Genomic DNA, 12194 nt, shown 5'->3' with positions numbered 1-12194 from the left:
GCTCTCGGCAGGGGCAGGCGCCCCCGCTCGGAGAGGCATCGACGGTCATGAGAAGGCGAGAGTTCATGGGAGCTTTGATCAGCGTCGCGGCGCCGGGGTGCGCGTTGGGCGGGACCGAGGAGGGGCAGCCAGGGCAGGACGCGGGGGCCGGCGCGCTGGCGCCCGCGCGCGAGGTGATGGAGGCGGAGGTAGCGGCGGGGCAGATGCCGGGAGCGGTCTGGCTGGTCGCGCGCGACGACGACGTGTACGTGGACGCGGCGGGCGTTACCGAGCTCGGCGGCAGCACGCCCATGCGGCGGGACACGATTTTCCGGATCGCCTCGATGACGAAGGCGGTCACCGCGACGGCGGTGATGATGCTCGTCGAGGAAGGCAAGCTCGACCTCGACTCCCCCGTCGACCGATGGTTGCCGGAGCTCGCGAACCGGAAGGTGCTGGCGCGCATCGATGGTCCGCTCGACGAGACCGTGCCCGCGGAGCGGCCGATCACGGTGCGCGACCTGATGACGTTCACGATGGGCTTTGGAATCCTGTTCGACGCATCGTTGCCGATCCAGCGGGCCATCGACGAGCTGGAGCTCGTCAACGCGCAGCCGGTGCCGATGACGCCGCACGGGCCAGACGAGTGGATCCGGCGGCTCGGGACGCTGCCGCTCATGCATCAGCCGGGCGCGCAGTGGATGTACAACACGGGGAGCCTGGTGCAGGGGGTGCTCGTGGGGCGCGTAGCCGACCAGGGCTTCGATGCGTTCGTGCGCGAGCGCATCCTCGCGCCGCTCGGGATGCGGGACACCGACTTTCACGTCCCGGCGGACAAGCTCGCTCGGTTCGCGGGCTGCGGTTACTACACGGACGAGCAGACGGGAGAGAAGACGCGCATGGATCGCGACGGGGCCGAGAGCGCCTATGCCAGCCCGCCGGCGTTCCCTTCGGGCGCCGCCGGGCTCGTGTCGACGGTGGACGACTACCTCCTGTTCGCGCGCATGCTCATGAACGGCGGTGTGCACGAGGGCCGGCGGATCTTGAGCGCCGCCTCGGTGCGCGAGATGACGACCGATCACCTCACACCGGCCCAGAAGGCGGCGTCCTCGTTCTTCCCGGGCTTCTTCGAGATGCACGGCTGGGGCTATGGGCTGGCCGTGGTCACGGCGCCGGACGCGGTCTCGGAGGTGCCCGGGCGCTATGGCTGGGACGGCGGGTTCGGGACGTCCTGGATCAATGATCCGGGCCGCGCGCTGATCGGGATCGTGATGACACAATCCGCCGGCTTTCTGTTCTCGGGGTCTCTCGAGCGTTTCTGGCGCAGCGTCTACGCCGCCACCGAATCGGCATGAGACGCGGCCCACCAGCGGCGGCTCGCCGCGTGGGCAGGGTGCAGATCAGGCGAGCTCGTCCTCCGCGACCACGCGCACCGCATCCCCCACCCGCGCTCGGCCCCCGCGCAGCACGCGCGCCGTGATCCCGCCGTGCCCGCGCATCGCCTGGAAACCGCCCTCGCCGAGCGCCTCATCCATCTTCGAGCACGGCTCGCACGGCCCGGTCCCCTCGAGCACCGCCTCGTGGCCGATCGCGAAGCGGAGCCCCTTCAACGCGACGAGGTTGCTCCCCGCGACCACGAGGTTGCGCCGGACGAGCTCGGGCGTGACCGCGTCGCGCCCGACGAGCGACGCGACGACCGGCAGGTGCTCGTGCTGGATCAGCGTGACCTGCCGCTTGCCGCCCGCCCTGGCCGCGCGATCGCCCGCGACGCCGCGCCCTTCGACGAGCTCGACCTCGGGGAGCACGATCATCGGCGCGCCGTACGCGGGGCGGACGCCGATCCAGACCAGGCGGCCCGCCTGCGGCACGTGAGCGAGCCGCTCGCGCAGGGTCATCGACGACGTGTCCTTCGGCGCCATGGGCGGTAGCATGCCACGCGCGGTGCGGGGCCCGGCACTGATCCAGCCGCGGAGAGGAGCAGGTCGGACCCGACGAGGTTGACGCCTGCCCCTGCCCGGCGACACTCGAGCCGACCTGCCGGAATGACCCGAGCAACCGCGTCACACAACCGAACCGCCCGGGAGTCAATTCGCAATGACCACACGGCACGAGCTCGAGGGCACCCTGGCGCGCTGGTTTGCTGTGGACGCCGACTCGCACCTTGGCGTCTTCACTGGCGCCTACGCTGCGTGGCCGAGCGCTGTCTTCGAAGACTACGTCGCGGTGCGTGCTGCCGATGAGTTCCTGGACTCCGCCCCCGTCGTCACCGAAGGGATGCTCAGCGCGGCCTATCGAGCTTCCAAGGCGGATCCCACAATCCCTCTACGTGAGGCTTCGCGCGGTCTTTACTCCTTCGATGCCGATCTTGGTTACGGCGGATCGACCATCTACTTTCTGGGTGCGTCGCCGGTCCGGCCTCTCATCGCTCGTGCCGCTCCCGAATTGCTGTCGCGTGCTGCGAGTCTCGTCCGGTTCGCCAGCCTGCGTTTCGCAGACGTCACCCAACTTGACCTGGCCCACCTGGTGCCGTTCGTTGTTCGTGACGGCTGAGGAGCGCCAGCAGCTCGCGCGTCCACGTCGTCCGTGCCCAGCCGAAGTCCTGCGGGCTTGCGTCGAGCAGTTGCTCGCGTCGCCGCCGGTGCGCTGCAGAAACCTTGCGCTGACCGTTTGGTCCGACGTAGATCGCGCCCAGGGGTTCCTCGTTGTCCGGCTGAGCCGCTCGAAGGGGTAGCTGTCGGCCCCCAGCAGCGGCCACGAGCGCGTCGTCCCCCTCGCTGCGCAGCTCCTCACGGTCCTCCAGGGCGTGAAGCGTGAAGAAGAAGGCCGGGCTCGTCTCCACCACGAGGCGGGGCCAGCCCTGGGCCGAGTGTTCGCTGAACCAGGCCCTCAAGCAGGCCACGAGGAAGGCCGGCATCGCGGCACCGTTCCGGTTCCACGACCTCCGGCACTTCCTCGTGACCCAGCTCTTCCGCCGTGGCGGCGGAGCTCCGGCCGTCCAGGCCCTCGCCGGCCTCCTGCACCTGGCGACCACCCAGAACTACGCCCACGTCGTCCGCGAGGACCTCGTGGCCACGATCGGCCTGCTCGGCGTCGACGGCAACAGGACGGTCGCGGCCTCTCCGACCACTCGCTGAGGCGCTCATCTCAGCGGGCGAAAGCCTCAACGATTTCGCGATGGTGGGTCGACAGGGACTCGAACCCTGGACCTACGGATTAAAAGAGGCTGGGGGTGCTGAGGGAAATCGCGGGGTTAGGTGGCAAAGTGGGCAGGAAGGTGGGCAGACGGGAGGTGGGGGTGGAGACGGAGGCCAGGCGCGGGAGCTGGCGGTGGCGGCGCTGAAGGCGGTGGCGGCGGGGGAGGCGGTGGGGGTGGATATGCTGGTGCGGTTGGCGGAGCAGGTGGCCGCCGGTGGTAGTAGCGTGGGTGCGGGGGTCGGGGCGGCGCCCTCCCCTGCCCTGTCGCCGCGAGCGGCGCTGGTTGCGCAGCTCGGGGAGGGGCTGGGTGCCGCGGCGGCGGCCGGGGACGTTGAAGCCGTGCGCGTTGCGCACGAGGCGATCGGGCGGCTACTGGGGCTGCCATGCCAGAACGCGGCGGCCAGCGTCCAAGCTCCCGTGGTCGACCTCACGGCCGAACGCGGGAAGCGCGGAATGCCACGTCGCAGGGTCATGGGGCCACCCCTTTGCAGGGTCATGGGGCCAGGGGGAGACGACGTGATCGGTCTCGACCATGCCCGAGACCGCGAAGCGTGTCGAGGTCCCCGGAGCCGGGCGCGAAGCGACCGGCGACGTCCCTCTTTTTTGCAGGGTCATGGGGCCACCCGGGCCCCCTGGTAGGTCCGGCGCAGGGGTCACGACGCTCAGGAGCAGGAACGTCCACCCCGCCCCCGGCGCCCCTCGCGGCCATGCTGACGAGGGTGGGCGAGGCGCGCCGAGTGGAGCGAGGGGGTCAGCGGCGCGGCCCCGGGATCGACGTCCTCGCCGGGGCCGCAGCGGTCATCGCCGCTTGCTGCGTGGATGGGTGGGCGGCTTGCTGCGCGCGGGCACTGGCGCGGCCGTGTTGCTCTCGTCGAGCTTCGGCTTGAGCCGTGGCCTGTACGACTCGCCCTCGACGATGAAGTCGAACGCCGCGTTCTTGAACCGATCGACGGCGCTCTGCGCGAGCAGCACGTCGTCGAACATCGCGAGCCACTCGGCCGTGTCGCGATTGCTCGTGACGATCATCGACGCGTGACCCGTGCGCTCGAGGAAGAGCTGGTAGACGTCGCGGCTCTCTTCCTTGCTCATCGCCTCGAGCGCGAAGTCGTCGAGGATGAGCAGGTCGACGGTCGTGAGCGCGACCATCTCGGCGTCGCGTGAGTTGTCGAGCCTGCTCTGGCGCAGCCTGCGCAGCATCGCGTCGGCGCGCAGGAAACGCACGCTGTAGCCGTGCTGGCACGCGAGGTGTCCGAGCGCGTTCGCGAGGAAGGTCTTGCCCACGCCGACCGAGCCGAGGATGACGATGTGCTTGTGCTCTTCGAGGAAGCGCAGGCTCGTGAACCCACCGAGCAGACGCTTGTCGAAGCTGACCTTCGCGGTCTTGTCCCAGAGCTCCAGGCGCATGTTGGGATCGAGCCCGGCGTCGCGTACGCGGCTCTCCGTCGCGCTCGCCTCGCGGCGCGCGATCTCGTCGGTGAGCAGCATGAGCAACATCTCCTCGTGCCCCATCGACTGCTTCTCGGCCAGCAGCAGCCGCTCACGCAACGTCGCTGCGATGCGGCCGAGGCGCAGGCGCTTGAGCGCCGTGACGAGCGCGGGGTCGACTTCGCTCGAGCTCATCACGCCTCCTCCTTCGTCGCGGCAGCCGCCAGCGTGCGTGTCGCGAAGTGCTCGGTGCTGCGCGCGAACCGCGGCGTGGGGAGCGCAACGACCTTGCGCTCATCCGTGGGCGGTGACGCGGGCGTCTTCGCCGTCTCGAGCATGCGCGTCACGCGCTGCACGTCGACGACATCGAACGCGAGCGCGCTCTGGCAGATCGCCTCGACGCGCCCGTTGCCGAACTTGTTGCACAGCCGCAGCAGCGCATAGACGAGCCGCATGCGCGTCCACGGTAGCGGCACATCGAGCAGCCGCTCGGCGTAGATGCCGACGTGCACGCCGCACTTCTTCGCGCTCGCGATGAGCGAAGCCACATCGCGCTCGGCCGCGATGTCCTTGCCCACGGGGTAGTCGCTCGGGTCGGTGGAGCGCTTGCCCGGCGCAACGCGCGCGTGCACCTTCACGAGCTGCGTGCCGGCGTAGATCCTCACGGACACGCTGTCGGCGCGAACGCGCACCGTGCTGCCGACGTAGCGCGTTGGCACGCTGTAGAGCGACCGGAGGACCTGCACGTGATGGTCCGGGTGCACCTTTGCATCAGTCCAGTGCGGTACGTCGAACGGAGCTGTCGGCGCCGGCTTCATGGCGCTCCTCTCGCGTGCCTCGAACACCTCGCGCGGCACTTCGCGCGTCGTGCCGTGGACGCGCGCACCGGCGACGTGGCGACACCATCGCTCAGCGGACGCGCGCGCCTCGTCGAGGCTGGTGAACGACTCGCCGTCGAACCAGCTCTCGCGCACGTACGCGACCTGATTCTCGACACGCGCCTTGTCTTTGGGCGACCTGACTCGCGCGGCATCCACCAACACCCCGCGCGTCTGCGCGTAGTCGAGGAACGCCGGCACGAGCACGGGGGCGAGCTCGTCAGCGCGCAGCACGATGGCCTTCATGTTGTCCGGGAGGATCACGCGCGCCATCGCGCCGAAGAACCTCCACGCCGCATCCAGCCCCGCGCACACCGCCGCCGTGGTCTGCTCGAACGACGGCCACACGAACTGGTAGCGGCTGTACGCGAGCGTCACCACGAGCACCCACAGATTTCGAACCCGCTGCGTCGCTGGATCGAACAGCTTACCCATCAGGCCGAAGTCGATCTGCGCGACCTCGCCGGGCTCGGTGTCAGCGACGCGAACCGTCGGCGTCTTCTTGCGCCACGCGAGCTCCTCCATGACGAAGCGCCGGAGCGTGTCGTAGCTCGCGCTGACGCCGTGGTCGCGCTTGAGCAGCGTGTGGATCTTCGTCAGCTTCAGCGGCCGAGGCTGGGCGAGCCAGGCCTCGATACGTGCGCGATGCGCGCCGATCTCTTTCCACTCTTCGCTCGCGTCGGGCACCGGGCGCGCCTGCACGCGCTGGGCGATTGCGTGGATCTCCTCGTCCGTCGGCTCGCGATCGGGCGGCAGTGGCAATGTCGCAGCGGCCTCGAAGTACCTGCCGACCGTCTTGCGATCGAACCCTGTCTCGCGCGCCACGTGACGCGCGCTCTGCCCCGCCGCACGACGGCGGAGCATTTCCTTGATGTCAACCATGATCAGCTCTCGGTAGGGCATCGGCCTCCTTCCGACGGCGACCCGCGCCGTCGTCGGAAGGAGCCCGTCTCAGATCCCGACCGCGGCGTCCCGAGCTGGCCCCATGAGGCTGCAAAAAACCTCGGAAGCCGGCCCCATGACCCTGCAAAAAACTGGGTCACGCCCCCGCGCGGGTGGCCCCATCCTCCTGCGTTTGGGGTGGCCCCATGACCCTGCAAAAAACGCCGTCAGGTGGCCCCATGAGGCTGCAAACCGGCACGCGGAAGGTAGCGAGCCGTGCGAACCGCACCTATCTGCCGGGCAGCCGACCTGAATGGCGGCGATGAGGCGAGCCACGTCCGCTCCCGTTTCATCGGGTGGCACTCACTCTTCCTTCACCACGACGTAGCTCTCCCGCGTCACCCGCGCCCCTTGCCGCCTGTCGAACGCGATGAAGTCGAGACCGCGCTCAAGCAGCACCACGAAACGCGAACCGTCCTCCCGCGTGCCCGTAATGGCCCGCTGATGGACGCGCGCCAGCGGGTCGCTCGGCAGCACCAGCGGTCTCCATCCCGGGTTCCCCGCGACGCGCGCGATCCGCGCCTTTTGGTCGACAGCGCTCAGCGTCCGATGATGCCCGTGCCCTTGGTTCTCCTTCTCGGGATGGGGCGCGTAGGTTTCGACCTCCAGGCTCTGGCAGCTACGCGCCCTGAAGAACGCCGCTGCCTCTCCGAGCAGCGTGAGCTGCCACTCGGTCTGCAGGTAAGGATCGACGATCCGAAGCGCGCGGATGGGTCGATGGTTGAGTGGTTCACCCGAGGCGTTGACGAACCAGCGGGCGAAGGTCGCGTCCGCGCCCTGCTTGCGCGCGGGCACGGTGTGGACGATGATGCTCGGGGCCGCCTCGTCCGGCTCGAAGTCCGATGCGGTGCACACCCGCGCGGCAGCGACAAGCGCCGCCACGCGCTCCCGGGCTGCCTGCCCGGCCGCGCGTCCCACGGTTCGGAACACCCGGCATTTCTCGCGCAGCCACCCAGGACCGAGCGCGTCCGCGTCATGCGGTTGCTCCACGAGGAACACGTCTTCGGAATCGGGCGCACCGGACGACATCTTCCAGGCAAAATCCGCTGCCGCGCTCGGCGACACCTTCCGCACCTCCACCTTGCCCATCTCGATCGCCAACCGCAGCCGGAGCGCAGTGATTCGCTCCTCGTCTGAGTTCGGATCCGGCAGGCGACCGAGCACCACACGTGCGCGCCCTGGGCCGTCGGCGTGCCGCACTATCCAGCGCAGCCAGCCATCGTCCGCCATCGCCTGCCGACCGACGCTGGGCGCCACGACGGTGATCTCCACGGTCGGCAGCCGCGCAAGACGCTCCCGGACCTCGACGCCGCCCCGGAACACCGGCTCGACCAAGAGCCCGTCTCGCTCAGCCCGCTTATCCAGGAGCGCCCAGCCGGGATCGAGACGGTCGAGCAGCTTGCGGCGCCGCAGGAGCGGCTCGTAACGCTGCGTCTCGAACGCGAGCAGGCACCGGTGACATGCCGTCGTGCAAGCAGGGTTTGAGCACCGCAGCCGCTGTCGCGCCGTGTTCATCAGCTCCTGCCAGCGCTCCCGCAGCGCCCGGCAGTGGCCCACCCCGCCGGCCACCTGATCGTACAGGATGACGTCGTACACGAAGCCTTGACCGACACCACGCGGCGAGAGCAACCCGCTGACCTCGCGCGAATCGACCCCCAGCACCTCGCCCGCTGCGAGCTGGAGCGCCACCATCCACGTCGTGGCGAGGCGCAGCCCATCCTCCCCGCCGGGGAGCGCGAGCGCCCCCTTCAGCTCGATCCGGAGCGTCTCCGTGCGCAGGTCGCCGGCGAGCACCATGTGGCGCCAATAGTTCCCCTTGTTTTCGCAGCGCCCCTTGCCACGTAGGCGTTGATGCTGCTCGAGCGCCTTGGGCAGCGGATCGACTTTGTTGCCCTTCTTGTCGGTCCCTGGCAGCTCCGTCTCGGGCTCGGCGCGGCCGCAGAGATAGCAGATGGCGTAGCCGTATCCCTGCCGCTGCGCGCCCACCGCGGCCGAGCTCGCGCTCGCTCCGCTTCGGTCCGATTCCACGAGCGACCCCTCGGTGCGCACCAGGATCGACCCCTCCTCGTCGTACGCCAGCGCAAGACCGGCGCTCACCTCTGCCGTCGGGCCTCCTTCGCGGGTTGCGTAGACGGCCTCCGTCACCGGGCGCAGGGCGGTCCTGGCCCCGCCGGCCCAGCGTTGCGGCCGCCGCCCCCACTGCACGGCGAACCCTAGCTTCGGCTGGATGACCGGGATCTCCCGCAACCCCGGCTGCTGGCAGGTCTTGCACGCCTTCTCCAGGCCACCTTGGTTGCGAGCGAAGTGGAACTGTCCGCAGTTCGGGCACAGGCCGATGACCCGCTGCGCGATCACGCCGGGCGCGTCCGTACCGGTCCAGTGCCGGAGGAGACCGCGGGAGACATGCACGTGCTTGCCCGCGATGACTTCGGCCCCCGGCGCGTACTCGCTCAGCGCGAGCGCCACGTCGCGCTCGAGGCGGAGGCGCGGCTGCGAGGAGGACCGGCTCTCCCCGCGGCTCTCCTCCCAGCGCTCGACGAGAGGCACCACCTGCACCGGGAACCCGTACCGCGGCAGGAACTGCGCGACGGCCAGGTAACTGAGCAACGACTCGCTCGCCAGGTCGTCCCGCTGGTACTCCAGCGCGCGAATCATCCCGCGATCCTGCGCCGCCTCCGGCTTGGCCCGCTCGGCGTCGAGCTGCATGTTCAGGATGCGAAGCTGGTGGCGCACTTCAGCGGCGATCTTCTCGATGTGCGTCCAGCAGCGGTCGGCGATGTCGTCCATCGACATGCTCGCCAGCGCGGTGCGCGCCGTCAGCGCCCGCACCTGCGCGACGAGCGCGGTGTCGGCGACCGCCATGTCCACCAGCCAGGCGACGAACGCGTGACACATCGTCTCCTGCTTGACGTCCACCCCGAGCGTCTTCCCGATCTGATCGCCGACCGCGGCGTCGAGGTGCTCGACCGCGGCGATGGCGTCCTCGAAGAACGCCTTCACCGAGCCGAAGACGGTGAGCGGATTCTGAGCGCTCACGCCGGCGTCGAAGCGCTGGAAGAACCGCGCCAGAAGGTGCGCGTACACGTGGCGCCGGCAGATCCGGGGGCTGTCGAGCTTGACCGCGGGGGGCGTGATCGGGAGCTTGAAGGGGCGCTCCGGATCGGCGAAGGCCGCCTGATCGAACGGCCGCGGTCGCGCGAAGGTCAGCACCAGCGCCGTGCCCTCCGCGCGGCGGCCGGCGCGGCCAGCGCGCTGCAGGTAGTTCGACGGACCGGGCGGCACGTTGGTGAGGAACGTGGCGCTGAGACCGCCGATGTCGACGCCGAGCTCCATCGTGGTCGAGCACACGAGCGCGTTGCGCTCGCCCTCCTTGAAGCGAGCCTCGCTCTGCTCCAGGTCCTCCGGGAGGATCTGGGCGGTGTGTTCCTCGGAGTTCAGCCCGAGGAGCTCCGTCCGGCCTTCGCCCACCGCACGCGCCACGATCCGGTCCCGGTCATCAAGCTCCTGCCCCGGCGGGATGCGGGCGAGCGTGCCCTCGCAGTGACTTGTCGGGCAAACGTCTGCCACCGCGCGCGCCCACGAGGTCCGGCACAGACGACAACGGTAGAGCGGCCCCGCGCTCGACCGCCGGAAGCGGAGCAGGTGGAACACGATCTCCAAGCGCCCCGCCTCGTTCCGGCGCCGGACGGGCGACACCGACTGAGATTGCTGCTGCCCCACCGGCGCGACGCGGTCGAGCGCGTCCCAGACCTCTTCGAGGACCAGCACCGGCGTCACTGCAGCGGGCGCGCCCAGCTCCGCCAGCACCCGCGCCACGTAAGCCAGCCGGCGGTTTTCGTTCGCGGTCACCCCGGCGCCGGATGGCATGAGCGGGACCGGCGTCTTCTCCCACGCGCCGTCGGCCGCGTCGTCGTTGGTGTCTGCGCCGGCCTTGCCCTTCGGATGCTCCTTGACCATCGGGCGGTCGATGAGACGGCGCGGGAGAAAGTCATCATGGATCCCGACGCGAAGGACCGTGCATGCACCATCGGCGCGCATCGTGTCCAGCAGGGTGGCAACGAGCGCGCTCCACACGTCGTCGGGGAACAGCCGGCGCACGTCCGGATGCTTGGGCGCGGGAAAAGCGATCCCGTAATCGACTACCACGACGCCGTTCGCCTCCAGGTTGCCGAGCCGTCCAGGGCGGCGCGAGAGCTCGCGGGCAACGAGCATGCGAGCCAGATCCAGCGCGCTGGCGGCGTCGTGGTTGCTGAGCTCTCGGAGGTCAGCGTGGTCGCGAATGGCCGAGGCCAAGCATTCAAAGTCGACGCCCTCGGCGGCGGCGGCGGCGCGGGCCGCAGCAAGCTTGACCTTGAGGCGGGCCGCCTCCTCGAAGTCGTCGCGCTCCACGGCGGCCACGATCTCCCGCTGGAGGGCAGAGGCACGGCCCGACTCCCCCCGGCCGGCGCAAGCGTCGAGCGCTTCGACGAGGATCCGGCGGGCGAGCAGCGTATCATGCGACTCCTCCACCTTCGCCGCCAGCGACGCGGCCACCTGGCGGTTGTCGGCGAACAGCAGGAGGCGTCTCCCCTCACCGCGCAACCAACGACCGGCGGCGGCGCGGTGTCGCGGGAGCGACGGATACACCCCATCGATCAATACCTGCAGCGCCGCGTCGGTGCCGACCTGAACGCGCCGGATGACGGGCAGCGCAGGTCGCTGGGAATCGCAGCGGGGGCAAGCCACGCCGGCGAGCGTCCGCTCGGGCCCCTTGAAGTTCCCGCCCGGGAATCGCCACAGGCGCCGGCCGTCCGCGGCGCCGAGGCGGCAGGGTGCCGAGCTGGTGTCGACCCACCGCTGTTCCGGCGCTCCGTCCGCCGTGGGCAAAGGGCTGCCGTCGTCCCAACGATCCCTGAAGCAGAACAGGGCCACGTCGCTCTTGTCCTCTTTCCGCTTCCCGCCGCCGGAGCCCGCCTGCCCGTGCACCCGCTGCGGCACCAGCGCCGGGAGACCATCATCGCCAGCCCCTTCAAGCCCGAGCACGAAGGACTGACCGCAGGATTCGCACACGCGCAGCTCGTAGACGCCGCAGCCGCACCCGCACCGGCCCACCGGCTCGGTGTACAGCGTGCCGAGCGCGCCCCGAATCACCGCCTCGGGGCACTGGCCATTGAGGCAGGCGTAGACGCCGTGCGGTCCGCGCGCCGTCGCATGGATGCGCACGGGCAGGAGCGGGATCTCGCTCGCCGCGCTGCGGGCCAGCGCGAGCACCTCGAGGACGCGGTGAGCAGCCCGCCGGCGCACGCCCAGATCACCGTCCTTGCCGAACAGTGCGTCGGCCAGCCGATCGATGCGGGTGGGGGCGTCGTTCAGATCGCTACGCAGCTTGCGTACCCAGGTGAGCGGCTCCAACGCATCATGGAGCAGGCGCGCGGCCGGGAGGTCATCGCGCGTCCGGAAGCCGGGGCGGAGCACGTCGACCACCTGTTGCGCCCGCTCACGGGAGACCTTCGAGCCGTCGAGGTTGACCTCGACCTCGCCGTCCACCACCTCGTCCACGAGCGTCGCGAAGTCGGTGTCGAGCGCCGCCACCGCGGCGGGCGCAGGGAGGGCCAGCTTGACAGGCGAGGTCTTCGCCTGGGGGACGACGCGCCGCCCCTCGATAGGCTCGACGTCGGAAGGGGCCTTGGAGAGCAAGCTCGCGGCGAAGGAGCGGAGGCGCTCCCGGCCGTCCGAGATCCCCTGGTGCATCGTCGCCGACGTGGCGATCCCCTGGACCGCGCTCGGCTCCGTGAT

7 protein-coding genes are annotated in these 12194 nt (G+C 70.2%); 3 read left to right on the top strand and 4 right to left on the bottom strand.

Going from position 1 to position 12194, the window contains the following annotated elements; translation table 11 throughout:
* Positions 1–65 precede the first annotated feature (65 nt).
* On the top strand, positions 66–1334 hold the full coding sequence (locus tag WMF24_RS16460) for a serine hydrolase domain-containing protein (RefSeq protein ID WP_437737354.1): 1269 nt from the start codon (positions 66–68) through the stop codon (positions 1332–1334).
* 45 nt (positions 1335–1379) lie between these two features.
* Here WMF24_RS16460 and WMF24_RS16455 read toward each other — a convergent pair whose 3' ends face one another.
* Positions 1380–1898 (bottom strand): MOSC domain-containing protein, encoded by a 519-nt coding sequence (locus WMF24_RS16455; RefSeq protein ID WP_437737353.1) that lies wholly within the window; start codon positions 1896–1898, stop codon positions 1380–1382.
* A gap of 175 nt (positions 1899–2073) precedes the next feature.
* On the opposite strand from WMF24_RS16455, the gene WMF24_RS16450 reads away from it, so the two are divergent.
* Together WMF24_RS16450 and WMF24_RS16445 are read left to right on the top strand one after the other, a co-directional pair.
* Positions 2074–2529, top strand: a complete 456-nt coding sequence (locus WMF24_RS16450) for a hypothetical protein (protein ID WP_437737352.1) — start codon at positions 2074–2076, stop codon at positions 2527–2529.
* Between the two features lie 260 nt (positions 2530–2789).
* Positions 2790–3113, top strand: a complete 324-nt coding sequence (locus tag WMF24_RS16445; protein ID WP_437737351.1) for a tyrosine-type recombinase/integrase — start codon at positions 2790–2792, stop codon at positions 3111–3113.
* Positions 3114–3972: 859 nt separating this feature from the next.
* On the opposite strand, the gene WMF24_RS16440 is transcribed toward WMF24_RS16445, so the two are convergent.
* The 3 genes from WMF24_RS16440 to WMF24_RS16430 all read right to left on the bottom strand — a co-directional run bounded on the left by WMF24_RS16440 (position 3973) and on the right by WMF24_RS16430 (position 11990).
* Positions 3973–4794 carry an ATP-binding protein gene (locus WMF24_RS16440; protein WP_437730028.1) on the bottom strand — a complete coding sequence of 274 codons (822 nt, stop codon included), beginning with the start codon at positions 4792–4794 and terminating at the stop codon, positions 3973–3975.
* A complete protein-coding gene (gene istA, locus WMF24_RS16435; protein ID WP_437730029.1) occupies positions 4794–6359 on the bottom strand; it encodes an IS21 family transposase in 1566 nt (521 codons plus the stop codon). The genes WMF24_RS16440 and istA overlap by 1 nt, the downstream gene beginning before the upstream one ends.
* Positions 6360–6722: 363 nt before the next feature.
* The gene (locus WMF24_RS16430; protein ID WP_437738813.1) at positions 6723–11990 is read right to left on the bottom strand and encodes a helicase-related protein; all 5268 of its coding nucleotides are present in this window, start codon (positions 11988–11990) and stop codon (positions 6723–6725) included.
* Between the last annotated feature and the right edge of the window lie 204 nt (positions 11991–12194).

It is taken from the genome of Sorangium sp. So ce1335, from assembly GCF_051521615.1.
Classification (GTDB): Bacteria; Myxococcota_A; Polyangia; order Polyangiales; family Polyangiaceae; genus Sorangium.
Note: the sequence above shows the minus strand (reverse complement) of the source record. Positions and strands in the feature narration are given on the sequence as shown.